Annotated in this window: 23 protein-coding genes; 11 read left to right on the top strand and 12 right to left on the bottom strand. The window is 67.0% G+C overall.

Annotation, left to right across the window (positions count from 1 at the left end; genetic code table 11):
* Positions 1-76: 76 nt before the first annotated feature.
* Positions 77-1417 carry an MFS transporter gene (locus FBZ88_RS21125; RefSeq protein WP_246138781.1) on the bottom strand — a complete coding sequence of 447 codons (1341 nt, stop codon included), beginning with the start codon at positions 1415-1417 and terminating at the stop codon, positions 77-79.
* Positions 1418-1606: 189 nt separating this feature from the next.
* On the opposite strand from FBZ88_RS21125, the gene rraA reads away from it, so the two are divergent.
* Positions 1607-2083 (top strand): ribonuclease E activity regulator RraA, encoded by a 477-nt coding sequence (gene rraA / locus FBZ88_RS21120; RefSeq protein WP_004272192.1) that lies wholly within the window; start codon positions 1607-1609, stop codon positions 2081-2083.
* A 3-nt stretch (positions 2084-2086) separates the two neighbouring features.
* On the opposite strand, the gene FBZ88_RS21115 is transcribed toward rraA, so the two are convergent.
* The 3 genes from FBZ88_RS21115 to FBZ88_RS21105 all read right to left on the bottom strand — a co-directional run bounded on the left by FBZ88_RS21115 (position 2087) and on the right by FBZ88_RS21105 (position 4125).
* Positions 2087-2950 (bottom strand): pirin family protein, encoded by an 864-nt coding sequence (locus tag FBZ88_RS21115; protein WP_145619128.1) that lies wholly within the window; start codon positions 2948-2950, stop codon positions 2087-2089.
* 84 nt (positions 2951-3034) lie between these two features.
* Complete coding sequence (locus FBZ88_RS21110; protein ID WP_145619127.1) at positions 3035-3355, bottom strand: AzlD family protein; 321 nt, start codon at positions 3353-3355, stop codon at positions 3035-3037.
* Positions 3352-4125, bottom strand: coding sequence for an AzlC family ABC transporter permease (locus FBZ88_RS21105; RefSeq protein WP_211102747.1), 774 nt, complete (start codon positions 4123-4125; stop codon positions 3352-3354). Before FBZ88_RS21105 ends, FBZ88_RS21110 begins: the two co-directional genes overlap by 4 nt.
* A 193-nt stretch (positions 4126-4318) precedes the next feature.
* On the opposite strand from FBZ88_RS21105, the gene FBZ88_RS21100 reads away from it, so the two are divergent.
* The 4 genes from FBZ88_RS21100 (at position 4319) to FBZ88_RS21085 (ending at position 7070) form a co-directional block, all read left to right on the top strand.
* Positions 4319-4765, top strand: coding sequence for a MaoC family dehydratase (locus tag FBZ88_RS21100; protein WP_145619126.1), 447 nt, complete (start codon positions 4319-4321; stop codon positions 4763-4765).
* Between the two features lie 224 nt (positions 4766-4989).
* Positions 4990-5415, top strand: coding sequence for a hypothetical protein (locus FBZ88_RS21095; RefSeq protein WP_145619125.1), 426 nt, complete (start codon positions 4990-4992; stop codon positions 5413-5415).
* A 277-nt stretch (positions 5416-5692) separates the two neighbouring features.
* A complete protein-coding gene (locus FBZ88_RS21090) occupies positions 5693-6109 on the top strand; it encodes a hypothetical protein (protein WP_145619124.1) in 417 nt (138 codons plus the stop codon).
* 316 nt (positions 6110-6425) lie between these two features.
* A complete protein-coding gene (locus tag FBZ88_RS21085; RefSeq protein ID WP_145619123.1) occupies positions 6426-7070 on the top strand; it encodes a hypothetical protein in 645 nt (214 codons plus the stop codon).
* A gap of 60 nt (positions 7071-7130) precedes the next feature.
* Here FBZ88_RS21085 and purU read toward each other — a convergent pair whose 3' ends face one another.
* Positions 7131-8009: a formyltetrahydrofolate deformylase gene (purU, locus tag FBZ88_RS21080; RefSeq protein WP_246138780.1), complete on the bottom strand. Its 879-nt coding sequence runs from the start codon at positions 8007-8009 to the stop codon at positions 7131-7133.
* Positions 8010-8130: 121 nt separating this feature from the next.
* Positions 8131-8961, bottom strand: coding sequence for an IclR family transcriptional regulator (locus FBZ88_RS21075; protein ID WP_145619122.1), 831 nt, complete (start codon positions 8959-8961; stop codon positions 8131-8133).
* A 180-nt stretch (positions 8962-9141) separates the two neighbouring features.
* Between FBZ88_RS21075 and FBZ88_RS21070 the strand changes: the two genes are divergently transcribed.
* The 5 genes from FBZ88_RS21070 to FBZ88_RS21050 all read left to right on the top strand — a co-directional run bounded on the left by FBZ88_RS21070 (position 9142) and on the right by FBZ88_RS21050 (position 13994).
* Positions 9142-10185: an aldo/keto reductase gene (locus tag FBZ88_RS21070; protein WP_145619121.1), complete on the top strand. Its 1044-nt coding sequence runs from the start codon at positions 9142-9144 to the stop codon at positions 10183-10185.
* The gene (locus FBZ88_RS21065; protein WP_145619120.1) at positions 10182-10499 is read left to right on the top strand and encodes a UxaA family hydrolase; all 318 of its coding nucleotides are present in this window, start codon (positions 10182-10184) and stop codon (positions 10497-10499) included. The genes FBZ88_RS21070 and FBZ88_RS21065 overlap by 4 nt, the downstream gene beginning before the upstream one ends.
* A gap of 10 nt (positions 10500-10509) precedes the next feature.
* Entirely contained in the window at positions 10510-11706 is a 1197-nt protein-coding gene (locus FBZ88_RS21060; RefSeq protein ID WP_211102746.1) for a UxaA family hydrolase, read from the top strand.
* 135 nt (positions 11707-11841) lie between these two features.
* On the top strand, positions 11842-12570 hold the full coding sequence (locus FBZ88_RS21055) for an SDR family oxidoreductase (RefSeq protein ID WP_040845686.1): 729 nt from the start codon (positions 11842-11844) through the stop codon (positions 12568-12570).
* A 92-nt stretch (positions 12571-12662) separates the two neighbouring features.
* Positions 12663-13994: a phospholipase D-like domain-containing protein gene (locus tag FBZ88_RS21050; protein ID WP_145619118.1), complete on the top strand. Its 1332-nt coding sequence runs from the start codon at positions 12663-12665 to the stop codon at positions 13992-13994.
* On the opposite strand, the gene FBZ88_RS21045 is transcribed toward FBZ88_RS21050, so the two are convergent.
* Positions 13991-14800 carry an amidohydrolase family protein gene (locus FBZ88_RS21045; RefSeq protein ID WP_145619117.1) on the bottom strand — a complete coding sequence of 270 codons (810 nt, stop codon included), beginning with the start codon at positions 14798-14800 and terminating at the stop codon, positions 13991-13993. The two genes, FBZ88_RS21050 and FBZ88_RS21045, sit on opposite strands and share 4 nt — an antisense overlap.
* Positions 14801-14811: 11 nt before the next feature.
* Entirely contained in the window at positions 14812-16158 is a 1347-nt protein-coding gene (fucP, locus tag FBZ88_RS21040) for an L-fucose:H+ symporter permease (protein ID WP_145619116.1), read from the bottom strand.
* A 238-nt stretch (positions 16159-16396) separates the two neighbouring features.
* Between fucP and folD the strand changes: the two genes are divergently transcribed.
* Positions 16397-17305: a bifunctional methylenetetrahydrofolate dehydrogenase/methenyltetrahydrofolate cyclohydrolase FolD gene (gene folD / locus FBZ88_RS21035; protein WP_145619115.1), complete on the top strand. Its 909-nt coding sequence runs from the start codon at positions 16397-16399 to the stop codon at positions 17303-17305.
* A gap of 82 nt (positions 17306-17387) precedes the next feature.
* Here the strand turns inward: folD and FBZ88_RS21030 are convergent, their stop codons facing one another.
* From FBZ88_RS21030 to FBZ88_RS21015, 4 genes are all read right to left on the bottom strand, one after another.
* The gene (locus tag FBZ88_RS21030; RefSeq protein WP_145619114.1) at positions 17388-19226 is read right to left on the bottom strand and encodes a phosphatidylinositol-specific phospholipase C domain-containing protein; all 1839 of its coding nucleotides are present in this window, start codon (positions 19224-19226) and stop codon (positions 17388-17390) included.
* Positions 19227-19337: 111 nt separating this feature from the next.
* The gene (locus tag FBZ88_RS21025; protein ID WP_145619113.1) at positions 19338-21548 is read right to left on the bottom strand and encodes a tetratricopeptide repeat protein; all 2211 of its coding nucleotides are present in this window, start codon (positions 21546-21548) and stop codon (positions 19338-19340) included.
* A complete protein-coding gene (locus FBZ88_RS21020) occupies positions 21545-23035 on the bottom strand; it encodes a tetratricopeptide repeat protein (protein ID WP_145619112.1) in 1491 nt (496 codons plus the stop codon). The genes FBZ88_RS21025 and FBZ88_RS21020 overlap by 4 nt, the downstream gene beginning before the upstream one ends.
* 164 nt (positions 23036-23199) lie before the next feature.
* Positions 23200-24201, bottom strand: coding sequence for an efflux RND transporter periplasmic adaptor subunit (locus tag FBZ88_RS21015; RefSeq protein ID WP_145619111.1), 1002 nt, complete (start codon positions 24199-24201; stop codon positions 23200-23202).
* Positions 24202-24212: the final 11 nt, after the last annotated feature.

The following is a 24212-nucleotide window of genomic DNA, read 5'->3' as shown; positions in this document are numbered from 1 at the left end:
CGACAACCTACGCGCGCATAAGCGATATTCCTCCTCATACATCTTTTTGCGGGAGCTTCCTACAAAAATAGATTTCTCAGGTTGTGGCGTTTCTGCTTGCCCCCGAAAGGGAAAGGCCGGCCGTTGGCACCGTTTCATCGGTTGACGCCATGGCGGCCAGGCTGGCGGCATAGCGGCGGCACGCGATCAGCGCCAGCACGATGCAAGCACCCAGCATGGCGGGCAGGGTCAGCAGCAGCGACAGGTCCAGACGGCTTTCGTCGCGCAGCACCTTGTCCGTCACCAGGGCCACAACTGACGGGCCCGCACCCAGGCCGAGCAGGGTGGCGATCAGTGCCGCCACGGCGTGTTGGAACCCGCGCAGGCGATTGGGAGTGATCTCCTGCAAGGCCGGGGGGCTGGAGCCGATGGCCAGGGTCATGCAGCCGATCAACGGCCCCAGCCATGCCAGCGCGCCGTCGCCGTCCGGCGCGCGCAGGGCGGGGTAAAGCAGCAGGCAAGACGCGGCGGCACCGGCGATCATCACGACCAGGCGTCCCTGGACCAAGCCCCGCCGGCGCAGGAGGTCACCCAAGATGCCGGCCAGCAAGGCGCCGCCGGCGCCGAACACCATCAGGCGCCAGCCCATGCCCTGGCCGATGTCCAGCGGCTTCATGTGGTGGATGCGGGCCAGCAGATGCGGCAGCCAAGCGCCCAGGCTGTACAGCGCCATGGCGGCGAAGGTGCCGGCCAGGTTGACCAGCAGGGCATTGCCCCCATGGGCGTGGTAGTAGGCCCGCACCTCGGCCCAATTGGGCGCGGTGTGCGCCCCGGCGCCCGTTCTTTCCGGTTCCCGCACGGTGACGACCCACAGCGCCATCAGCAGGCCCACGGGCCCCAGCAGCAGGAACACCACCTGCCAGCCGCGCAGGTTGTCCAGCAGGGGAAGCACGACATCCGGCGGCAGATGGTGCAGCACCAGTCCGCCCAGTATCAGGGCCAGCCCGGCCCCCACATAAGGGCCCATGTTGTACAGGCCGATGGCCAGACCAAGCCGGCGGCCGTGGAACAGGTCGCCAATCAGGGAGTAGGCCGACGGGACCATGGTCGCCTCGCCAAAGCCCACGCCCACGCGCGCCAGGAACAGGGCTGGAAAGGATCGCGCCAAGCCGCAGGCCGCGGTGAACAGGCTCCAAGCCGCAACACCGGCGGCCAGCACCGCCGTGCGCCGCCGCCGATCCACCAGGCGGCCGATGGGCAGGCCGCCAATGGCCAGGAACAAGGCGAAGGACAGGCCCTGCAGCAGGCTGAGCTGTAGGTCGCTGAGGCCCAGATCGGCCTTCATCGGCACCGCCAGCAAGGTCAGGATCTGGCGGTCGATGAAGGCCAGCACATAGGCCAGCACCAGCACCACCAAGACATAGACGGAATAAGCCACGGAAATTCCCCACCGTTCCTGGTCCAGCGCTAGCCTTGATTTCCCAGTCCGGCACCAGACCTTACCGCTGCAGTATACACATCCATGTAGTCACTTAAGAGTGTGGTCGCGGTTCCATCCTCGCCGCTGCCGTGCCGGCCAAAATGCGCTAGGATGAAACGGAATCTTGGCAGGGAAGGGAGGGGCGGCATGACCCATCGCACCGCCGATTTGGTCGACGCTTATGAGGACAGCCTGCAGAGCTGTGAGATCCAGTTCCGCTCCTTCGGGGCGCGGGCGTCCTTCCATGGGCCCATCCGGACCGTGCGCTGCCATGAGGACAACGCCCTGCTGAAGCATACGCTGTCCGAGGCGGGCGAGGGTGCCGTCCTGGTGGTGGACGGCCACGGCTCGCTGCGCACCGCCCTGGTGGGCGACGTCATCGCCGGCCTGGCGTTCAAGCACGGCTGGGCCGGCTTGGTGCTGTGGGGCGCCGTGCGCGACAGCGTGGCCCTGGCCCACATCGACCTCGGCATCAAGGCGCTGGGCACCAACCCGAAGAAAAGCACAAAGACCGGCGCCGGCCAGGTGGACGTGCCCTTGTCCTTCGGCGGTGCGCAGTTCACGCCCGGCGCCTGGCTCTATGCCGATGAGGACGGTATCGTCGTCAGTGCCGTGAGGCTGTGACGCTCACCCCGGCAGCGGAATGAATTCCTTGTCGTCCAGGTCCGGCAGCTTCATGCGGCCGGCGCGCCAGTCGGCCTTGGCCTGCTCGATCCGCTCCTTGCGGGAGGAGACGAAGTTCCAGTCGATGTAGCGGTCGCCCAGCGGCTCCCCGCCCAGCAGCATGACCACGGCGGGGGTGACGGCGGTGAACAGCACCGGCTGGCCAGGGGTGAACACCAGCATGTGGCCGGCCTCCACCGTCCTGCCTTCCACCTCCACCGAGCCGACGGCGACGTAGGCTGCGCGCTCCGGATACTCGGCCGGCAACTGCGCCTTGGTGCCGGGCTGCAGCATCCAGTGCACATAGAACAGGGGGGAGTGGGTCTTGACCCCGGCCTTGGCGCCAAAGGCCTCACCCGCCACCAGTCGGGCCCACAGGCCGCCATGCTCATAGGTCGGCAGGTCGTCCGCACCGTAATGATGGAAGCTGGGGTCGGTCTCCTCATCCGCCTCCGGCAGGGCGACCCAGGCCTGGATGCCGTGCAGCGCGCCGCCCTCGGCCCGAGCCTTTTCGAAGCGCTCGGAATGGGTGATGCCGCTGCCGGCGGTCATCCAGTTGACCTCGCCCGGGCGGATGGCCTGTTCGGAGCCCACGCTGTCGCGGTGCATGATCTCACCATCGAACAGGTAGGTGACGGTGGACAGGCCGATGTGCGGGTGCGGGCGCACGTCCCGCTCCAGCGGGATGCCCTTGGGGAAGTCCACCGGTCCCATGTGGTCGAAGAAGACGAAGGGGCCGACATGGCGGCGCTGGGCCACGGGCAGGATGCGCCCGACCTCGAACCCGCCCAAGTCGCGCCGCCGCTGGTCGATGACGAGTTCGATCATGATGCTTTTCCCCCATAGGCCTTGGGCGGGAAGGATGCCAACGACGCGATTGGGGTTCAACCGTTTAGCGACGGCCGCCCCACTTCATAGCACATGGCGCAACAGGGCGGTGACGGCCACGCCGACGATGACGGTGGGCAGCATGGGGAAACGGCAGGCCATGGCCAGGGTCACCGCCAGGCCCAGCAGATCCGCCGGATTGGTGGTGGTGAAGGCCGGCGCGATGACGGAGATCAGCACGGCACCCGGTACCGCCTCCAGCACCGCGGTGGCGCGGGGGCTGAGGGTACGGTTGCGCAGCACCAGGTATCCCGTGACGCGGGTGGCGTAGGTCACCGCCATCATGGCCAGGATGGCCAGCAGCGACGGGACGTCCAGGGCGAAATAGCGGGCGAAGTCGCTCACGGCGCGGCCTTCCGGGTTTCAGTGCCGGCAACGAAATAGGCGACAACCAGGCCGGCCAGCGTGCCGGCCGGCACATACCAGGCGCCTGGCACCGCCAGATGGGTGACAGCGGCCACGCCCAGGCTGACCGGCCAGGGCAGGGCGCGGCGCCAGCCCTTCCACATGCCGCGGATCAGCACCAGGAAGACGGCTGTGAAGGCCATGTCGAAGCCATAGGCGTGCGGGTTGCCCAGCACCGGCCCCACCACGGAGCCCAGCACCGTCACCGCCACCCAGGCGACGTAGAGGGAGACGGCGAGGCCGGCATAGTAAGGCAGGCTGATGCCCGGCCGGCCGGTGACGGCCATGCGGCGGCGGGCGTCGTCCATGCCCAGCGCCCAGGTCTCATCGGCCATGACGAACAGCACAAGCGCCGCCTGCCAGGGGCGCAGGCGCCGCAGGTGCGGGGCGAATGAGGCCCCCATCAGCAGATGGCGACAGTTGACCAGCAGGGTCATACCGGCGATCAGCGCAATCTGCGGCGGGCTGCGCCACAGCTCGATGGCCACGAACTCCGACCCGCCGGCGAAGTTCAGGCCGCACATCAGCGCCACCTCCAGCGGGCTCAAGCCCTTCATCGCCGCCTGGGAGCCCAGCACCAGGGCGAAGGGCGCCACGCCCAGCAGAATGGGCGCCATGGCGGCCAGCCCCCGGCGGAACTCCGCCCATACCGACCGGCCGGGCTCCCGCTCGTCCGGGGCGACATCGTCGGGCAAGGCGGTGGCGGTCATGGATGGTCCGTTGGTCAGGGCGGGCCAAAGGCGGGGCCACAGGGATGGGGATGCGCATGGTAGGCGAATGGTGCCTGTGGGGAATTGCATAGTCCGTGCCCTTGCCCCGCCAATTTGGCATCCTGCCACCGCGTGCAGGACCCTCGTGTCACGGGATATCTCTTGGTGCGCCAACAACGAGGAGGGAAACAGAATGCTGACCGTGGATATGGCCGACTTGCCCGCCCTGGTGGGGCGGGACCTGGGCTACTCCGACTGGGTGGTGGTGGATCAGGAGCGCATCAACGGCTTCGCCGACGCCACCGAGGACCATCAGTGGATCCATGTCGACGTGCCGCGTGCCACGGCGGCGCTGGGCGGCACCATCGCCCACGGCTTCCTCACCCTGTCATTGCTGGCCGCCTTCAGCTATCAGACGCTGGAGGTGCGGGACGCCGGCAAGGGCGTGAACTATGGCTTCAACAAGATACGCTTCCTGGCGCCGGTGCCGGCCGGCTCGCGCCTGCGCAGCCGCCAGACCCTGGATTCGGTTGAGGAAAAGGGCGGCGGCTGGTTGCTGACCCGCACCGTCACCATTGAAATCGATGGTCAGGAAAAGCCGGCGTTGCTGGCCGAATGGCTGACCGCCGTCTATCCATGATGGCTAAGTGATGAGTGCTTCGTTCGGGCGGCATGGAGAGTATATGCCGCCCGTCGATTCTCCTATCCATTTTAAAATACACCGGAGTCCGCGAAGGGGTTAAGCAAATAGAGCCATTATTATTGCCAAATTCCAGCCATATTACGGGGCTGAACTCTGGTCGGTAACAGGCAGGCGCATCGTTTCATGTGATGCCCGCCGTACGCAGATACGGAGGAATAACCATGAATACCCGTCTTCTTCTGAGCAGCGTGGCTTTCGCCAGCCTTCTGGCCGGTGCGGCGTGCGCCCAGTCCGAAACCACGACCTCGCGCACCACGACGACCACGGCCGCTCCGGTGGCCCAGTCGCGCACCACCACCACGGAAACCACCACGCAGCAGCCCCCGGCCCCGGATGCGGCCTCGGATGCGGCCATGCCCGGCACCACCCAGTCGACGGAGACCTACAGCTCCCAGTCCGGGTCGGATGATGATCGGACGGCCAAGTCGAAGACCACGACCACCACGTACCCGGATGGCAGCAAGTCCACGCGCAGCAAGAGCAAGGTGGAAACCCCAGACGGCAGCACCGTGGAGCACCAGTCGACCCAGACCGACGGTTACGGCAATTCCACCAGCACCACGACGACCACCAGCACACCGCGCTGACGGTGATCAGGGAGGTGAACGGCGCCTCTCACTGTTTTGACAGCAAAGAAGGGCAAGGCATCCTGCGATGTCTTGTCCTTCTTTGCCTTTTATTTAATTTATTATGTAGAGTATCCGGATATTAAAGTGAAATACGACAAAGATATTCCCATTACGTGCCGAAATCCAGCCATATTCGGAAATAATATTCAATTCCGTAGCGAGCGGGCGCGTTTATTCAACTCAATGCGCCCGTCAAAAATGCGCAATGCCAAAAACGCACAACGGAGGAAGTATCATGAATACCCGTCTTCTTTTGAGCGGTGCGGCCCTGGCCAGCCTTCTGGCCAGCGCGGCCTGCGCCCAGTCCGAAACGACCACGACCCGCACGGTTACCACCAGCTCGGTGCCGGTGGCCCAGTCCCGCACCACCACCACCGAAACCACCACGGTGCAGCCGCCGGCGCCTGACGTGATGGCGCCCGGCACCACCCAGTCGACCGAAACCTCTTACAGCTCGGTCACTGGCTCGGATGACGATCGTGTCACCAAATCCCGCACCACGACCACGACCTATCCGGACGGCACCAAGGTCACACGCAGCGGCAGCAAGGTGGAGACGCCGGACGGCAGCGTGGTGGAGCGCCAGTCGACCCAGACGGATGGCTACGGCAACACCAGCACCACGACCACCACCACCAGCACGCCGCGCTGAGCGCCGTTGGTGTGACCGGTCCTTGTGTCCGGCGAAAGCAGGGCGGGATGTCCCCGGGATGTCCCGCCCTTTCTTATGACTCTGGAAAATTCGCATAACTTCCGGAAGTGCGTGGAGGGAGATCTGATCTCAATTTCATTTTTAATAACGCGCTGAATATTTTAAATTTTAAACCATTATGGCCTTCGCTATCGGCTAATTGAATCCATTACCTTGCCAAATTGCCGCCATCATTGGGTAATGAACTGGCATCCGTAGCAAGGGCAGGCGCGGAAAACTTGAAGGCGCTTGCCGCACTGCGATACGGAGGAACACCATGAATACCCGTCTTCTCCTGAGCGGCGTGGCTGTCGCCGCCCTGCTGGCCGGCGCCGCCAACGCGCAGTTCATCGGCGGCCGTGCCACCGGTGCCGTAACCGGTGGCGTCAACAGCACCTTGAACACTGCTACCGGCGCCAACCTGGGTGCCCAGCAGAATGCGATGGCCGGCTTGAACGCCCAGGCCGCCCCCCGTGCCGCCAGCGCCAGCCAGGTGAGGGACGGCGCCGCCGTGACGGCGCAGGACACCACCAATGCCGCGACCGATGCCGCCAAGGCGAACGCCAACGCCGCCGGCAACACCGCCGCCAGCGCCGCGGCCACCACCCAGGAGGTCGAGAACGGCACCACCGCCGGCGCCATGGGCGTGACCAACGGGACCGCCGCCGGTACGACCCAGACCACCGGCAGCACGAGCACCACGGCCGTGGGCGCCGCCAAAGTTCCGACGCCGCTGAACGGTGGTGCCGGCGTGTCGGCCGGCACCACCGGCGGCGCTGATGTCTCGGCCGGCAAGTCCGGCGTGTCCGCCAACGACCATGCCAGGGTCCAGAGCCAGGACAGCGTGTCCGCCGGGGGCGCATCGGCCAAAGTGAACGCCTCGGGCGGCACATCGACCAGCACCAGCGTAACGCCGCGCTGACCGTAGTGGCGCCTGAAGTCTAAGGGCGGGACGGCTGGCTAGCTGTCCCACCCTTTTCGTTCAGCTGAACACGATGGTTTTCTGGCCGGTCACCAGGATGCGGCGCTCGATGTGCCAGCGCACGGCACGGGCCAGGACGGCGCATTCGATGTCGCGGCCGATGTCCACCAAGTCTTCCGGCGTTTGGGTGTGGTCCACCCGCTCGATGCCCTGTTCGATGATGGGGCCTTCGTCCAGGTCGGTCGTCACGTAGTGGGCGGTGGCGCCGATCAGCTTCACGCCACGGGCGTGGGCCTGGTGGTAGGGTTTGGCGCCCTTGAAGCTGGGCAGGAAGGAATGGTGGATATTGATGCAGCGGCCCGCCAGTTGGCCGCAGAGGTCGGCCGACAGGATCTGCATGTAGCGGGCCAGCACGACCAGGTCGGCACCGGCCTGATTCACCACGTCCATGAACGCCGCCTCCTGCGCCGTCTTATCGCCCTTCACCGGCAGGTGGTGATAGGGGATGCCGCTCCATTCCACGAAGGAGCGCATGTCGTCGTGGTTGGAGATCACGGCCGGGATGTCGATGGGCAGGGAGCCGGAGCGGGCGCGGTGCAGCAGGTCGTAAAGGCAGTGGCCGAACTTGGACACGGCGATCACCACCTTGGGCTTCACCGTCATGTCCACCAACTGCCAGTCCATACGGAAACGGCGGGCGATCAACTGAAAGCCCTGGCGCAGGCTGTCCAGGTCTGGGAATCCCGGGCCGTCCGGCCGGAAGGCCGTGCGCATGGAAAAGCTGTTGGTCAGCTGGTCGTTGAAATGGTTGGATTCAGTGATCGAGGCGTCGTTGTCGGCCAGATAGCTGGAGACGGCGGCCACCACACCCTTCACGTCGGGGCAGGTCAGTACCAGGACGTAGGGGCTGTGGGGGGCGGGGGTCGGCTGCGACGTCACGGCGAACGATTCCTCAAGGCATGCGGCTGTTATTTGGAATGAAGTTGCCCGGGTCTAGCATAAACCATGGCTCTGTCACAGCCCTGGGCGCGTGCATGCCGGCCATCCCGTGCGGGCCGGTTCACGCCCGTTCCGTGAGGTCCTGGGCGATCTGCCGGGCGGTGGCTTGCACCATGCCTATGGTTTCCGCCAGGGAACGGACCAGGGGCGTATGCTGCATGAAGGGCACGGTCAGGGCCGCCACCGCCGCCCCGGTGCCCCCTATGACGGGGGCGGACAGGTCCATGACACCCAGGGCGTAGTCGCTGGCGGCCTGGGCATAGCCCTGGGCGCGCACGGCATCGGCGCGGGCGGCGAACGGGGCCACCCGTTCCGGCCCCACGGCGCGTTCCAGCATGGCGCGCCACAGGGCCTGGGTGAGAGGCGGCTGGAAGGCGTACAGCACCATGCCGGACGTAGCCTCCACCAAGCTGCGGTGATAGCCGGGACGTACGGAGAAACCCAGGTGGCCGGGGTTCTCGATGCGCGCCACCACCACCATCTGGTCATCCGAAGCCACCGCCAGGTGGCAAGATTGGCCGATGGCCAGCGCCAACTCGCGCATCAGGGGCAGGGCCGCCTCCAGCAGGGTGCGCACCGACGCCCGCGCCATGCCCAGAGTAAACAACTTGTTGGTCAGCTCATAGCCATCGGCCGCCGCCGCCGGCGCGATATAGCCCCGGAACTCCAGCACCTGGATCATGCGGAACAGCTCGCTGACCGAGCGGCCCAGCCGGGCGGAAATCTGCGACGGCGTCATGGGGGCGCCGTGGCTGGCCATCAGCTCCAGGATGTCCAAGCCCTTCTCCAGGGCGGGCGCCCGGTACTTGCGCACGGCTTCCACCGCGCCGTCGCCGTTCAACCCGTCGGTGGCGTCGAGGTCGGGCACGGTATCATCAGGAAGGGTGGTCATGGATAATCCGGCCTGGGCCTGAGGGCTGGGTTTGCGGCTCTCCGGCTATGCCATCAGGCTGCCCGCCGGGCAAGAGATGGCGTGAGGCGCCTTGACTTACGGAATGCGGACGGCGATTTTATATGCGGAAGGCGATTTCGTATATGAATGGAAAGTCGCCCCACCCTGGGAAGGCCCCCGATGGACTCTTCTTCTTCCTTCAGCCCGACATGTCCGCCCTTGCCCCCACTGGGCTTCGGCGCCGCGGCCATCGGCAACCTGTACCAGCCGGCGGCGGAGGAAGCGGCCCGGGCCGCCGTGACGACGGCGGTGGCGGCCGGCATCCGCTATCTGGACACGGCCCCCCATTACGGCTTCGGTCTCAGCGAGAGCCGCCTCGGTGCTGTGCTGGCGGAGCTGGACCCCGGTGAAGAGCTGCTGGTTTCCACCAAGGTGGGGCGGGTGCTGGTGCCGGTTGGCGCGGGCGCGGGCCCGGTGAGGCACGGCTTCGCCGAGGCTGCCCCTTATGAGCCGGTGTTCGACTACAGCTATGATGGCGTCATGCACTCCTACGCTGAAAGCCGGCGGCGGCTCGGGCGGAAGCGCATCGACCTGCTGCTGGCCCACGACCTGGGCACTGCCACCCATGGCGAAGCGCATGCCGTCCACTTCCGCCGCTTCCTGGAGGGCGGCTACCGCGCCATGCGGGAACTGCGGGACCAAGGGGCGGTGCGCGCCATCGGCCTGGGCGTCAATGAGTGGCAGGTGTGCCTGGAGGCGATGGGCCATGCCGACTTCGATGTCGTGCTGCTGGCGGGCCGCTACACCCTGCTGGAACAGACGGCCCTGGATTCCTTCTTCCCCGCCTGCGCCGCGCGCGGGGTGAGGGTCATCGTAGGCGGCCCCTACAATTCCGGCATCCTGGTGAACGGCACCCGGTGCGCCGCGCCGCTGTACTACAATTACGAGCCGGCACCCACCGCCATCGTCGACCGCGTGCGCCGGCTGGAGGCGGCTTGCGACCGCTTCGACGTGCCTTTGGCTGCGGCGGCCTTGCAGTTTCCCTTGGCCCATCCGGTGGTGGCCAGCGTCATCCCCGGTATGGCGGACACGGCGCAGGTGGCCCAAACCCGGGCCTTGATGGACACCGTCATTCCGCCCGAGTTGTGGCAGCTCCTGCGCGCCGATGGCCTGCTGCATCCGGATGCCCCCGTTCCCACCCCCAACGCACCGAAAGCCGCATGAGCACGCCCATCTCCCCCCTCATCCTGCTGCATCCGGATGACAATGTGCTGGTGGTCCGCGCCGCCATCCGCGCCGGTGACGCCCTGGACATCGATGGCACCCGGGTCACCGCCGCCCAGGACGTGACCGTGGGCCACAAGCTGGCCCGCCGCACCCTGGCGGCGGGGGACAAGGTGCTGAAATACGGCGCGCCCATCGGCTCCATGACCGCCGCGGTGGATGTCGGCGGCCATGTCCACATGCACAACATGAAAAGCGATTACATCGCCAGTCATACACGACAGGTGGTCGGCGGCAGCGAAGGGGGCCATTGATATGGCGGAGATGCGTGGGTTTCTGAGGAGCGATGGCCGCAAGGGCATCCGCAACGTGGTGGTCGTGGCCTATCTGGTGGAATGCGCCCACCATGTTGCCCGCCGTATCGTCACGCTCAGCGACGACATGGACGTGCACCTGATCGGCTTCCCCGGCTGCTATCCTAACAGCTACGCCTTCCAGATCATGACCAAGCTGTGCACCCATCCCAACGTGGGCGGCGTGCTGCTGCTGTCGCTGGGCTGCGAGAGCTTCAACCGTGAGGCCCTGCGCCAAGTGGTGGCGGCCAGCGGCCGGCCGGTGGAAACCCTGGTCATCCAGCAGGCCGGCGGCACCAGGGCCACCATCGAAGCCGGGCGCGCCGCCGTGGCCCGCCTTAAGGTCCTCGCCGACCAGACGCCGGTGGTGCCCATGGCCCGGCACGAACTGGTGGTGGGCACCATCTGCGGCGGGTCAGATGGCACCAGCGGAATCACCGCCAACCCCGCCGTGGGGCGCTGCTTCGACTGGCTGGTCGAGACCGGCGCCACCTGCATCTTCGAGGAGACGGGCGAACTGGTAGGCTGTGAGCGCATCATGTCCGACCGGGCCGTGACGCCGGAGCTGGGCGCCGAGATCGAGGCCTGCGTGCAGAAGGCGGAGCGCTACTACACCATCATGGGCTTCGGCAGCTTCGCCCCGGGCAATGCCGAGGGCGGCCTGACCACGCAGGAAGAGAAGTCCATGGGCGCCTATTCCAAGTCCGGCTCCTCCCCCATCAGCGGCCTGATCAAGCCGGGCGACATTCCGCCGTCAGGTGGACTGTACCTGATGGACGTGGTACCGGATGGGGAGCCGCGTTTCGGTTTCCCCAACATTTCCGACAACGCGGAGATCGTGGAATTGATCGCGTCGGGCAGCCACGTCATCCTGTTCACCACCGGCCGCGGCTCCGTCGTCGGTTCCGCCATCTCCCCCGTCATCAAGGTCTGCGCCAACCCGGAGACCTACGTGCGCCTGTCGGAGGATATGGACGTGAACGCCGGCCGCATCCTGGAAGGCAAGGCCACGCTGGATGAGGTGGGGGCCGAAATCCTGGGCTTGGTCGAGGCGGCGGCGGCGGGCGACCGCACCGTGTCCGAGGCCCTGGGCCACCAGGAATTCATCCTGACCTACAAATCGTTCGAGCCGGTGGGCCCCGCCTGCCTGCCCACGCGGGCTGCGTAAGCCAGCGGGGTGGGCTAGTCTCACCCCCGCTGGTGGCCCGCGACCGCGGGCCCCGAAGTGAGTACCGCAGGGCGGAACGAGGACAGCCAAGGGACGGATCCCCCGCCGGCGCTTGAGGAACAAGGGAAGACTCACATGGGACGTCTTGAAGGCAAAACGGCGCTGGTGACGGCGGCGGCACAAGGCATCGGCCGGGCGGCGGCGGAACTGTTCGCGCGCGAGGGGGCCACCGTCCATGCCACCGACATCAACACCGACAAGCTGGCCGAGGTGGCGGGCTGCCGTCCCCACCGGCTGGACGTGCGCAGTGACGCGGATGTGGCCGCGATCGCGGCCGAGGTAGGCCCCATCGACGTGCTGTTCAACTGCGCCGGTTTCGTCCATGCCGGCACCATTCTGGAGTGCGATGCGGCCGCCTGGGATTTCTCCTGGGATCTGAATGTCACGGCCATGGTCCGCACCATCCGCGCCTTCCTGCCCGGCATGCTTGAGGCGGGCAGGGGCAGCATCGTCAACATGTCGTCGGTCGCCAGCTCCATCAAGGGCGTGCCCAACCGCTTCGCCTACGGTGCCACCAAGGCCGCCGTCATCGGCCTGACCAAGGCGGTGGCGGCTGACTTCGTGGGCCGGGGCGTGCGCTGCAACGCCATCTGCCCCGGCACGGTGCAGACGCCCTCGCTGGATGAGCGCCTGGCCGCCACCGGCGACTATGCCGCCGCGCAGGCCGCCTTCGTCGCCCGCCAGCCCATGGGTCGCCTGGGCCGGCCGGAGGAGATCGCGGAACTGGCGCTGTATTTGGCCAGCGACGCCTCATCCTTCACCACCGGCGCCATCCATGTCATCGACGGTGGCTGGACGGCATAAGCCGGTGTACTCACCCGCATAAGCCGGAAATCGGGTCCGCCCCGCCGCTGGTCGCAATGGCCGGCCGGCGGTGGCGGTGGCACGATCCGGCCATGCCGCCCCGCCTAAGCTTCGCCAGAACCGCCCTCATCGCCCTTGCCTTGGTCGGCAGCCTCGCCGGCTGCGCCACGCTGCCCTCGGCCGACCCCGACATCGCCCGGGCGCTGGCCACGGCGGACGCGACCAGCCGGCTGGATCTGCTGCGCCGGCAGGGGGAGATCATCGGCGGCACGCCCTTCGTCGGTGGCAACAGCGTCACGCTGCTGCGCAGCGGCACCGAGACCTATGCCGCCATGGATGCCGCCATCGACGGCGCCCGCACCCGCATCGACATGGAAAGCTATGAGTTCGACGGGGTGGAGGGATCCCGCTTCGCGGAGAAGCTGGTGGCCAAGCGGGCGCAAGGGGTGGAGGTCAACCTGATCTATGACGCCTGGGGCTCGCAGGACACGCCCAAGGATGTGTTCGACCGCCTGCGCCAGGGCGGCGTGAACCTGCTGGTCTTCAACCCGGTCGACCCCGCGACGTTGCTGACCCTGGACGTCAACCGCCGCGACCATCGCAAGCTGCTGATCGTGGACGACGCCGTCGCCATCGTGGGCGGCGTGAACATCAGTGAGGTGTATGATCGCCGCCATCACGCCGGCGCGGGCGCTGAGAATCAGGATCCGGAACAGCGCCCCTGGCGCGACACCGACGTGCGCATCGCCGGCCCGGTGGTGGCGGAGTTCCAGCGCCTGTACGCCGAGACCTGGGAACAGCAGCGCCAGGCCCAAGGGGCCGACGCCGCCCCAGCCTTGAGCGCGCCGCCGCCGGGCCCACGAACCCGGCCGGGCGACATCGTCCTGCAGGCCTTGAGCGGCGCGCCGACGGAGGGCCGGCCGCTGATTTACCGCAGCCTATTGGTGGCCATCACCCTGGCGCGCAAGTCCATCCACCTGACCACCGGCTATTTCGTGCCGACGCCGGATCTGGCCCGGGCGTTAAGGCAGGCGGCCGCGCGGGGCGTGGATGTCACCGTGCTGGTGCCGGGCCCCAGCGACAGCCCCCTGTCGGTCATGGCGGGGCGCGGCTATTACAGCGACCTGCTGGCCGCCGGCGTGCACATTTACGAGTATGCGGACGCCATCCTGCATGCCAAGACCGCTGTCATCGACGGTGACTGGTCCACCGTCGGTTCCTCCAACCTCGATTGGCGCAGCGTCGCCTTCAACAACGAGATCAACGCCGTGGTCCTGGGCGCCGGGTTCGGACGGGAGATGGAGGCCATGTTCCAGCATGACCTGACTCACGCCCGGGCTATAGAACCCGATGCCTGGCGCCATCGCGGCCTGGACGAGCGCTTGGGCGAATGGGGCGCCCGGCTGGTGGAGGAGGTGCTTTAAAGACGGTAGAAGCGGCGTGCCGTACCGTCGAACACCGCCGGGTGCACCTCGGCCGGCACCAGATCGCGCGCCATGGCCAGCCAGCCGGCGTAATCGCCCGCCAGGTTCAGCACCGGCCAGTCGCTTCCCCACATCAGGCGGTCGGGGCCGAAGGCGTCCAGCAGGATGTCCACGTAGGGTTTCAAGGCGTCGTCCGTCGTCCGGTCGCCAGCCTCGGTCAGCAGGCCGGACAGCTTGGCGTGGACCTGGGGCAGGGCGGCCAGGTCACGCATGCTGGCGGCCCAGTCGTCGATCTCGCCCCTGGCGATGGGGGGCTTGGCGCCGTGGTCGATCACCATGGCCAAATCCGGGTGCCGGCGGGCGAAGTCCAGCAAGGCGGGCAGGTGCGGCGGCAGGACCAACGCGTCGAAGCTCAGGCCGCACGCCACCAGGACCCGGGCGGCGGCATCGATGGATGGATCGGCGATCCAGTCCACGGGCAGGGACTGTAGCATGGGACGCAGGCCGCGCATCTTGGGACGGACGGCCAGGGCGGCGATGCGCGCGGGCGCGTCCGGTGCCTTCATGTCCGCCCAGCCCACCACACCCCGGACGAAGGGCTGGTGTGCCGCCTCATGCAGCAGGAAGTCGGTGTCCTCGTCACAGGGCTGGGACTGCACCAGCACGCTGCCGGTGACGCCCAGGGGGGCGGCCAGGGCCTCCAGGTCCGCTACCTCATGGTCGCGGTGGATGACCGCCAGGTCGGGGGTGGGCCAGCTGTGCCCGTGCCGGCCCAGGCGCCAGATGTGCTGGTGGGCATCGATCATGCCGGTCGCCCTCAGTGGGTGGCCACGATCTTCAGGCGCTCATCGCGCTCGCCCACCGGCGCCGCGCGCCCCGCCAGGCTGAAGGCGCCGACGACGGCGAAGCACAGCCCCGGCACCACCATGGCGACGGCAATGCTGGCCATGTCCGACACGCGGCCCATGACCACCGGGATGGCGGCGCCGCCGATGATGGCCATGACCAGCCAGGACGATCCCAGCTTGGTCAGCGGCCCCAGGCCGCGCAGCGACAGGGCGAAGATGGTGGGAAACATGATGGACATGAAGAAGCTGGTGGCGATCATGGCGCCCAGCCCCAGCCAGCCGCCGCCAAACGCCCCGACCAGGCACAGCGCGACGTTGATGGCAGCGAACACGCCCATCAGCCGTTCCGCCGGCACCCGGCCCATCAGGACCGTTCCCGCGAAGCGCCCGGCCATGAAGGCCACCAGGGACAGGGTGAGATAGGCGGCGGCCGTCTTCTCCCCGGTGCCGGGCAGGGCGTGCTGGGAATAGCGGATCAGGAAGCTCCACACCCCCACCTGGGCGCCGACGTAGAAGAACTGCGCCGCCACACCGAACAGGAAATGGCGGTGCCGCAGCAAACGGCGGAAGCCGCCTCCATCACCCGCCGCCGGCCCATCCACCCTTTCCTCCAGCCGTTCCTCCGGCCCATCGGTCAGGGTGGGGAAGCGCACGGCGAACACCACCACCGCCCACAGCAGGACCAGAAGGCCCAGCACCAGATAGGAGGACTGGGCCGCCATGGCCTCTGTATCCCGGAACTGGGCCAGCGCCTCGGGCGACAGGGCAGCCAGCTGCTCGGGCGTGTATTCCACGCCGGACAGGATGAACTGCCGCCCCACCAGGACGCCCGCGACGGAGCCCAGGGGATTGAAGGCCTGGGCCAGGTTCAGCCGCCGCTCCGCCCCCGCCGGGTCGCCCAGCACGGTCATCAGCGGGTTGGCGGAGGTTTCCAGGAAGGCGAGGCCGCTGGCGATGACAAACAGGGCGCCCAGGAAGGCGCTGTACGCCCGCAGCTCGGCAGCTGGATAGAACAGCAGCGCGCCAATGCCGTAGAGCGCCAGGCCGAGGACAATGGCGGCCTTGTAACCGTAGCGCCGGGCGAACAGGGCCGCCGGCATGGCGCAGAAGAAATAACCGAGGTAGAAGGCGGACTGCACCAGGCCGGACTGCCAATCCTGAAGGTCAAAGGCTTTGCGGAACTGCGCGATCAGCACGTCGTTCAGGTTGTTGGCCACGCCCCACAGGAAAAACAGGCTGACGATCAGGGCGATGGGAATCGCCCATTTCGGCTGTGCGGCTTGGTGCTGATGCGGATGCGCGCGGCCGTCCGACATGTCCCCTCCCAGGGTGTTCTTTTGGCCGGCGTGCGGCCCGGCTGATGATCAGCACATCAAATATGAACACACGCGTCAAATATAAAACTTCGATCGGTTCCTTGTCACGGTGCCGAGGGGACCGACAGCGCCGCATGGCAGGGTTCGGAAGGCTTTTGAGCCCAAGGGATTGGCGACGCAGTGCGCTGCGGCTAATGTCCCGCGCAATTCTCAGGTTTCGCTGGCGGAGGAGCAGGTCATGGCGCATATCATCGACGGCAAGGCATTCGCGGGCGCCCTGCGCGAACGCATCGGCGCCAAGGTCGCCGACCTCACCATCCGTCACGGGCTGAAGCCCGGTCTGGCCGTGGTGCTGGTGGGCGAGGATCCGGCCAGCCAGGTCTATGTCCGCAACAAGGGCGAACAGACCCACGCCGCCGGCATGCACTCCGTCACCCACCGGCTGGAGGCCAGCACCACGCAGGAAGACCTGCTGGCCCTGGTGCATAGCCTGAACGCCGATCCCGCCATCCACGGTATCCTGGTGCAACTGCCCCTGCCGGCCCATATCGACAGCAACGCCGTGCTGGGCGCCATCGACCCCAACAAGGATGTGGACGGCTTCCACGTGGTCAACGCCGGACGCCTGGCGGTGGGCCTGCCGGGCATGGTGCCGTGCACCCCGCTGGGCTGCCTGATGCTGCTGAAGGACCATCTGGGCAGCCTGAAGGGCAAGCACGCCGTGGTGGTGGGCCGGTCCAACATTGTGGGCAAGCCCATGGCCCAGCTGCTGCTGCAGGCCGACTGCACCGTCACCATCGCCCACAGCCGCACCGCCGATCTGCCCGCCCTGTGCCGCACCGCCGACATCCTGGTGGCCGCCGTCGGCCGGCCGGGGATGGTGAAGGGTGATTGGGTGAAGCCCGGCGCCGTGGTCATCGACGTGGGCATCAACCGCGTGCCCGCCCGCGATCCCGAGGCGGCTGCCGCCGGCAAGACCCGCCTGGTGGGCGACGTCGCCTATGACGAGGCGGCCGCCGTGGCCGGCGCCATCACCCCGGTGCCGGGCGGCGTGGGCCCCATGACCATCGCCGTGCTGCTGCTGAACACCCTGACCGCCGCCTGCCGCAGCCGTGGGCTGGAGGCGGAACTGGCGGAGTTCAACTGATTACCGGCCGTCCCTGGAAAATGGCCCTGGTCAGCGTCTGAAGCCGGCCAAAGCCATTTCCGGATGCCCGGCGCCTGGAGCTTCAGGCCGCAAAGCCTGGCAAATGATTCAGCAGCAGCGCGATGTCCGTCGCCCGTGAATACTGGACATAATCGACATAAAGCAGATTCACGATCTGCTTATGGCTGTTGGGAATGCTGAGTGTTCCCAGCGAGGCGGCAAGCTCACGATTCGCCTCTTTGGAGTACAGCCAGACCGCCGTGGCTGGCGTCAGTGTCCATGACAGGAGGAACATGTCGCAGACGTGGTCGACACTCTTGCACTTTCCCGTGTATTCTTTGAAATTTTTGAACTGGTCCGACTGCATGTCTGAAAAGGAGGTGGTGTTGGAATACTGGTCGTAGACGATCAGGTCACCCTTGTTGGCGTCGCCATCCTGCCAGTCCCGATAAACCCACAAGCCATCGCGTTTGATATCCAGCGGATAGCCACCGTCACAGACGACAAGCACCCGACCCCCATTTTGCGTCAATTCCGCCAGGCTGAGGTCGCGAAGCGGCTTTTCAGCCTTTTCCTTGACCAGCCACTTGCCGATCTTGCTTTCAACCAAGTTCGCGAGTTCGCGGTAAACCATCTGATTGAAAAGGCTGAGATCGGGCTTGTCGACATCCAGAATGGCCTTGGTGGCTTTCCCGGCCAGATCGACGGCCTCGCTCACGAGCGAGCTGTAATGCGAGAGCTTGAGAATAACCAGCTCCCTATGGCCTTCGCTCATGAATTTGGCTACGTCATCGAGAACTTTTGAAAGCAATGGCCCCCTGATAGCCGCAAATCCGTGGTAGATGTAGAAATCATTTATAAACTTGCTGGGACGCAGGTCGAAATATCTGACGCCGTAGCTGAGTTGGTCATACATGTCCAAATTTTGCGTCAGGCCGGCCACGTTGCCTTCGTACATGCCGGCGTCATGCGAGGCCGACATGACGATTTCGCCCAGGCGGCGGGACCCGAGCACCGGCATGTTGTTTTCCATCCATTTTGCCCGGTCGGCCAGCAGCGACACCGAACTCCATAGGGAACGGGCGGCCAGTTCCCCCTGGTGGACCTGAACGGCCCGGTTGCCGCTGACGGCGACCGAAGGCTTGGCGCCATTATCGAACTCGGTGGCGCCCCCGATCCATTCAATGCTGTCGCCGACCACGCGCCCGACCCGTTGCCACAGCCCGTTCAAGGTCTGGGATTCGTGCACCTCGACCACTAGGCCATCGTCGCTGAGGGCCACCGACGGTGCCGCCCCTTGGTCATAGGACCGGGCAGGACCGAAGCTCTGTTTGCCATCCCGCAGGTGCCCGACGGCGTAAAGCAGATCGCTGCCCCCGCCCTGGTAGACGACCACCACCGTGCCCTGGTTGTTGAGCGCTACCTTCGGGGTGCTGCCATTCCCGAACGAGACGCTGGAATTGAAGGCGATGGTTTTGCCGGTGACCTTGCCGGTCCGGTACCACAGTCCTGAATTGGACTGGGACTTGTGGACTTCCATGACGTCGCCGGCATCGTTGATGGCGATCGCCGGCTGGGCGCCGCTGTCATACTTGTTGCTGCCGCCCCATTCAATGCCACTGGGGGAGGCGGAGCCGACGTGATACCACAGCCCAGAACTGAGAAAGCCATTGGACGCGTGAACCTCGACCACCACGCCCGCGTTATTGAGGGCACAATGCGCGGGTTCGCCTTCATCGAAGTGCGCCACCGGGCCCCAGATCACCGACAGGCCCTCAATCCGGCCGACGCGGGACCATAGCTTGCTGGAGGCACCCTCGGATTGGTGGACTTCAACAGCAAGGCCGCTGGCATTCATCGCCACGGACGGCTGATAGCCGGTGTCATACTCAAGCCCAAGGCCAAACTGCACGGCGATCATGACTATCTCCAAAACGCGTTAAAGAATGCGCCCCAGAGTAGCATAAAAATATGATCTCACTATTTAGGATATACCCATTTTAAGTGGGCGATGGCCCGCCGGTCCCCGGGCTCACCGACCCGCCTCCACCTGTAGAGCGTCGCACACCCGCGCCATGACGCCCGCCCAATCGCCAGGAACCATCTGGTTGAACAGGCGCAAGGTGGGGTACCACGGGCTGTCGTTCCGGTTCCGGAACCATCGCCAGCAGCTATCGTGGCGGTTCATCACCCAGACCGGCTTGCCCAGCGCGCCGGCCAGATGGACGACCGAGGTATCGACACTGATCACCAGGTCCAGGTTGGCGATGAGGGCGGCGGTGTCGGCGAAGTCAGCCACCTCGGCCATGTGGTCCGTCACAGCGAGGGAAGGTGGCGGCGTGCGGTCCTTCTGCAAACTATAGAGGTGCACGCCGGGTACGGTGCCCAGCGGCATCAGCAACTCTGGCGCCACGGAGCGGCGGCGGTCCACGGCCGCCAGCTCCGGCCGGTCGCGACGGGGGTTGCCGGCCCAGGCCAGGCCGACGCGCTGGCCCGGGCCGTCCCCGGCCAGGCGGTCCCGCCAGGCGGCCACGTCCCCCGCGTCGGCGGTCAGGTAGGGCACCTCCGCCGGGATGGTTTCCACCGTGGTGCCGAAGGCCAGCGGCAGGCTCATCATCGGGCATTGCAGGTCGAAGGGCGGCAGGGGCTCCCCCTCCACCAGGATATGGGTCACGCCGGGCAGGGGGCGCAGCAGGCGGGCCACTTGCGGCTGGACGGCCAGAATGATGCGCAGGCCCCGCGCCGCCACCAGATGCAGGTAACGGCTGAACTGAAGGGTATCGCCCAGGCCTTGTTCGGCGTGGATCAGGATGGTCTTGCCGGCGGCGTCCTCACCCCGCCATTGCGGCTGGGGAAACTGACGGGCGTAGGGCGTCATCTGGCGGGTGCGCCAGCGCCATTCATATTCGCGCCAGCCCTCCTCATACTGTCCGGCGGCCAGCAGCGACATACCCAGGTTGTTGTGGCTGGCGCCGTAGTCGGGCTTCAGCGCGACGGCGCGGCGGAAACAGGCGGCGGCCTTGTCCAGCTCACCTTTCGCCTGAAAGACGGCGCCCAAGTTGTTGTGTGCCTCCGGATAGTCCGGGTTCAGAGCCAAGGCCGCCTGGATGCTGGCCTGCGCCAGATCCATCCGCCCCTCGGCATGCAGGGCCATGCCGAGATTGTTGTGTGGCTCGGCATAGTCCGGCTGGGCGTCGATGGCCAGGTCGAATGCCCGCGCCGCCTCCACGTCCTTGCCCTGCGCCAGAAGGGCGAGCCCTAAGTTATTGTGGGTCTTGGGATTGCCGGGCAACAGCGCAATGGCGCGGGCGAAACAAGACTCCGCCTCGGCATAGCGGCCGTGGACGTAAAGGATAAGGCCCATGTTGTTGTGGGCGTCGGCGAAATCCGGCTTCAGCGCCAGCGCCCGCTGATAGCACAGCAGCGCCTCCGGCGCGTGCCCCAAGGTTTGCAAGGTAGTGCCCAGGCTGCTGTGGGGGACAGGATCGTCGGGGCGTAGCGCTGCCGCCCGGCGCAGGTGCGGCAGGGCGTCGTCATGCCTGTCCAGGTCCTGCAAGGCGAGGCCCAGGTTGAAGCAGGCTTCGGCATGGTCGGGCGCCCGGTCCACCGCCTGCTCCAGCCAGGGCAGGGCCTCTTCCAGCCGGCTGGTCAGGCGCAGCACCAGACCCAGGTTGTAGAGGGCGTTGACATAGGCGGGCTTGGCCGCCAGCGCCTGACGAAAGCCGGCTTCGGCCTCCGCCCAGCGGCTTTGCAGGCGGTGGACCACGCCCCGGTTGTTGTGCGCCTCCGCATAGGCGGGGCGAAGCTCCAGCGCCCGGTCCAGCGCCGCCAGGGCTTCCTCCAGCTTTCCCTGTGCCTTCAAGGCGTTGCCCAGGTTGTTGTATCCTTCGGCGAAGTCTGGTTTCAGCGCCACGGCGCGCTGGAAGCAATCGGCGGCGGCATCGATGTCGCCCTGCGCCTCCCGCACCGTGCCCAGGTTGTTCAGCGCCTCGGGGAAGGCCGGCCTCAAGGCCAAGGCCTGGGTGATCAACGCCACCGCCTCATCCATGCGCTTCTGCTGGAAGGCGACGACGCCCAGCAGGTGCAGGCTTTCCGGGTGGCGGGGCATCAGCGACAGCGCCTTACGGTACAGCACCGCCGCCGCCTCCAACCGACCGGCCCTGTGCTGTACCACAGCGGCGGCGAAGGCCTTCTGCGCTGGCGGCAGGGGCGGTTTGGGAACGGCGGCGGGGCGGGCGGTCATGGGCGGTTTCCAGAGGTGAAGGTGGCGGCCAGGGCCGCGCGTACGGATTTAACGACGTCTCCCCAGTCACCCAGGCGCGCTTGCCGGAACTGACGCAGGTTGCCGGGGTACCAGGGACTGTCATCCCGGCCGCGCAGCCAGCGCCAGCAACTGTCGAAGCGGTTCAGCAGCCAGACGCTGACGCCCATGGCCGCCGCCAGATGGGCCACGGCGGTGTCGATGCTGATCACCAGATCCAGGTTGCTGACCAGGGCGGCGGTGTCGGCGAAATCCGCCACGCTGTCGATCAGGCTGCCCAGGTCGGGCGGCACCTCCATCTCCGCCGCGTCCTTTTGCAGGCTGATGAAACGCACGCGGTCATTGTCCAACAGAGGCATGAGGGCGGCTAGGCCCATGGACCGGCGGCGGTCGGCCACCGCCACGTCGGGCGTGCCGGCGCGGGCGGCCCCCGCCCAAACCAATCCCACCAGGGGGCGATTGTCGCCCGGCGCCGCCAGCACCAGGCGCCGTTGCCAAACCTCCACCTCCGCCGGATCGGCCGACAGGTAGGGGATGGGCACCGGGATGGTGGCGAGGCTGGTGCCGAAGGCCAGCGGCAGGCTCATCATCGGGCAATGCAGGTCGAACGGCGGCAGGGCCTGGCCATGGGCCACCACCTGCTCCACCCCCGGCAGACGGCGCATCAGCCGGACCAAGGGCTGGGGCACTTCCACCACCACGCGCAGGCTCCGGTCCGCCACCAGGGGGATGTAGCGGCAGAATTGCAGGCTATCGCCGTAGCCTTGCTCCCCATGGATCAGCACGATGCGGCCGGGCGCCTCCTCGCCGCGCCATTGCGGGCAGGTGAAGGGGCGGCGGGTACCGGCCAACTGGGCGTCCTGCCAGCGCCACTCGAACTCCCGCCAGCCTTCCTCGTACTGGCCGGCGGCCAGCAGGGTCATGCCCAGGTTCTTGTGGGCCGCGGCATAGTCGGGGCGCAGCGCCACGGCGCGGCGATACAGCGCGATGGCCTGATCCAGCCGGCCCTGCATCTGCAGAACCACGCCGCTGTTGTTCAGCGCCTCCGGATAGTCCGGGCGCAGAGCCAGCGCCCAGTCGAAGAAGGCCAGCGCGTCGTCCAGCCGGTTTTCGACCTGCAGCAGGTGGCCCATGTTGTTGTGCGCCTGGGGATTGTCCGGGTCGCTGGCCAGCGCATCCTCGAAACAGCTCATGGCCTGGGCCAGGTCGCCGGCGTCGTGGTGCGCAATGCCTAGGGCGTTGTGCAGACGGGCGTCGAAGGGATTGAGCACTAGCGCCTGGCGGTACTGCGCCACGGCCTCATCCCGCCGGCCGTCTGCCTGCAGCAGGACGCCCAGGTTGAAGCGCGCATCAATGGATGTGGGGCTGTCCGCCACCGCACCTTCCAGCCGCAGGATCGCCCGCTGGATGGCCTCGGCGCTGGGCATGCCGCCCGTGGGCACGGTCGCCGTGCCGAATGCCCCTTCCATGATGCCGATCGCCCCCAATACCCAGGTACCCACCCACGGGGCGCCTGGGTCATTAAACGGGGCGGGCCCCGCGGGCTGTCGGGAGCCTATCGGCCTGCGACGTCATGTCCCTGAATGAAGAGGGCGGCGGCGCCCCTTTCATGTTCTTCCTTGTACAGTCTTCATCACCGCGCCTTGGGCTTGTTGGTGGGAACCGCCGGCTGGGAAGCCGGCGCGGCGGGGGTGGCCTGTGGCTGGGCGCCCTGCTGCGGGTCGATGGGATGGGGCAGCTTGGTCAAAGGGGTCTTCAGCACGGCGTCAGAGCCCACGACCGCCACGGTGGCGGTGCGGCCGGGGATCAGGCGCAGGTCGGCCGGCGGGTTGTCCAGCACCACCCGCACCGGGATGCGCTGGGCCAGGCGCACCCAGCTGAAGGTGGGGTTCACGTTGGCCAGCAGGTTGCTGCCGTCCGTGCGTTCCCGATCCTCGATGGCGGCGGCCACGCTCTCCACATGGCCACTGAAGCTGCGCGGGTCGCCCATCAGGCGCACGGTCACCGGATCACCCACATGGATGCGGCCCAGCTTGGTTTCCTCGAAATAGCCCTGGACGTGCAGGCTGTCGCTGTCCACCAGGGCGGTCACGGCCTTGCCGGCGGTGACGTAGTCGCCGGGGCGCAGGTCGAAGTTGGTGATGTAGCCATTGACGGTGGCCATCACCTCCGTCCGGTCCAGGTTCAGCTTGGCGACGTTGCGGTCGGCCACGGCCTGCAGGTAGATGGCCTCGGCCTGCTTGGCGGCGGCCACCGTCTGCTCCTGCTTCTCCCGCGACACGGCGGAGCTGCTGAGCGATTCATAGCGGTTCCGCTCCAGCACCAGTTCGTCGAAGTTGGCCTTCTTGGCGGCCACCGCGGCGTCGGCCTGCTGCAGCGCCAGGGTGAAGCGGGCGCGGTCGATGCGGAACAGCACCTGGCCCTTGGTCACGGTCTGGTTGTCATGCACCAGCACCTCATCCACCAGGCCGGAGACATCGGGCGTCACGCCCACGATGTCGGCGCGCACCCGGCCGTCACGGGTCCATGGCTCTTCCATGTAGTAGATCCAGAAGCGCCAGCCCACCAGGGCGGCGATGGCGACCACGACCAGGGTGACGGCAAGGCGGGTCAGGGCGGTGATGAAGCTGCGCATGGCGGCGAGGT

The sequence above is a fragment of the Nitrospirillum bahiense genome, assembly GCF_007828025.1.
Classification (GTDB): domain Bacteria; phylum Pseudomonadota; class Alphaproteobacteria; order Azospirillales; family Azospirillaceae; genus Nitrospirillum; species Nitrospirillum amazonense.
Note: the sequence above shows the minus strand (reverse complement) of the source record. Positions and strands in the feature narration are given on the sequence as shown.

Excerpts from the sequence above, each read along its gene's own strand:
- rraA (WP_004272192.1), top strand. The coding sequence starts at position 1,607 with ATGACCCATCGCACCGCCGATTTGGTCGACGCTTATGAGGACAGCCTG.
- FBZ88_RS21115 (WP_145619128.1), bottom strand. The coding sequence starts at position 2,950 with ATGATCGAACTCGTCATCGACCAGCGGCGGCGCGACTTGGGCGGGTTC.
- FBZ88_RS21105 (WP_211102747.1), bottom strand. The coding sequence starts at position 4,125 with ATGACCGCCACCGCCTTGCCCGACGATGTCGCCCCGGACGAGCGGGAG.
- FBZ88_RS21100 (WP_145619126.1), top strand. The coding sequence starts at position 4,319 with ATGCTGACCGTGGATATGGCCGACTTGCCCGCCCTGGTGGGGCGGGAC.
- FBZ88_RS21095 (WP_145619125.1), top strand. The coding sequence starts at position 4,990 with ATGAATACCCGTCTTCTTCTGAGCAGCGTGGCTTTCGCCAGCCTTCTG.
- FBZ88_RS21090 (WP_145619124.1), top strand. The coding sequence starts at position 5,693 with ATGAATACCCGTCTTCTTTTGAGCGGTGCGGCCCTGGCCAGCCTTCTG.
- FBZ88_RS21085 (WP_145619123.1), top strand. The coding sequence starts at position 6,426 with ATGAATACCCGTCTTCTCCTGAGCGGCGTGGCTGTCGCCGCCCTGCTG.
- FBZ88_RS21075 (WP_145619122.1), bottom strand. The coding sequence starts at position 8,961 with ATGACCACCCTTCCTGATGATACCGTGCCCGACCTCGACGCCACCGAC.
- FBZ88_RS21070 (WP_145619121.1), top strand. The coding sequence starts at position 9,142 with ATGGACTCTTCTTCTTCCTTCAGCCCGACATGTCCGCCCTTGCCCCCA.
- FBZ88_RS21065 (WP_145619120.1), top strand. The coding sequence starts at position 10,182 with ATGAGCACGCCCATCTCCCCCCTCATCCTGCTGCATCCGGATGACAAT.
- FBZ88_RS21060 (WP_211102746.1), top strand. The coding sequence starts at position 10,510 with ATGCGTGGGTTTCTGAGGAGCGATGGCCGCAAGGGCATCCGCAACGTG.
- FBZ88_RS21055 (WP_040845686.1), top strand. The coding sequence starts at position 11,842 with ATGGGACGTCTTGAAGGCAAAACGGCGCTGGTGACGGCGGCGGCACAA.
- FBZ88_RS21050 (WP_145619118.1), top strand. The coding sequence starts at position 12,663 with ATGCCGCCCCGCCTAAGCTTCGCCAGAACCGCCCTCATCGCCCTTGCC.
- FBZ88_RS21045 (WP_145619117.1), bottom strand. The coding sequence starts at position 14,800 with ATGATCGATGCCCACCAGCACATCTGGCGCCTGGGCCGGCACGGGCAC.
- fucP (WP_145619116.1), bottom strand. The coding sequence starts at position 16,158 with ATGTCGGACGGCCGCGCGCATCCGCATCAGCACCAAGCCGCACAGCCG.
- folD (WP_145619115.1), top strand. The coding sequence starts at position 16,397 with ATGGCGCATATCATCGACGGCAAGGCATTCGCGGGCGCCCTGCGCGAA.
- FBZ88_RS21030 (WP_145619114.1), bottom strand. The coding sequence starts at position 19,226 with ATGATCGCCGTGCAGTTTGGCCTTGGGCTTGAGTATGACACCGGCTAT.
- FBZ88_RS21025 (WP_145619113.1), bottom strand. The coding sequence starts at position 21,548 with ATGACCGCCCGCCCCGCCGCCGTTCCCAAACCGCCCCTGCCGCCAGCG.
- FBZ88_RS21020 (WP_145619112.1), bottom strand. The coding sequence starts at position 23,035 with ATGGAAGGGGCATTCGGCACGGCGACCGTGCCCACGGGCGGCATGCCC.
- FBZ88_RS21015 (WP_145619111.1), bottom strand. The coding sequence starts at position 24,201 with ATGCGCAGCTTCATCACCGCCCTGACCCGCCTTGCCGTCACCCTGGTC.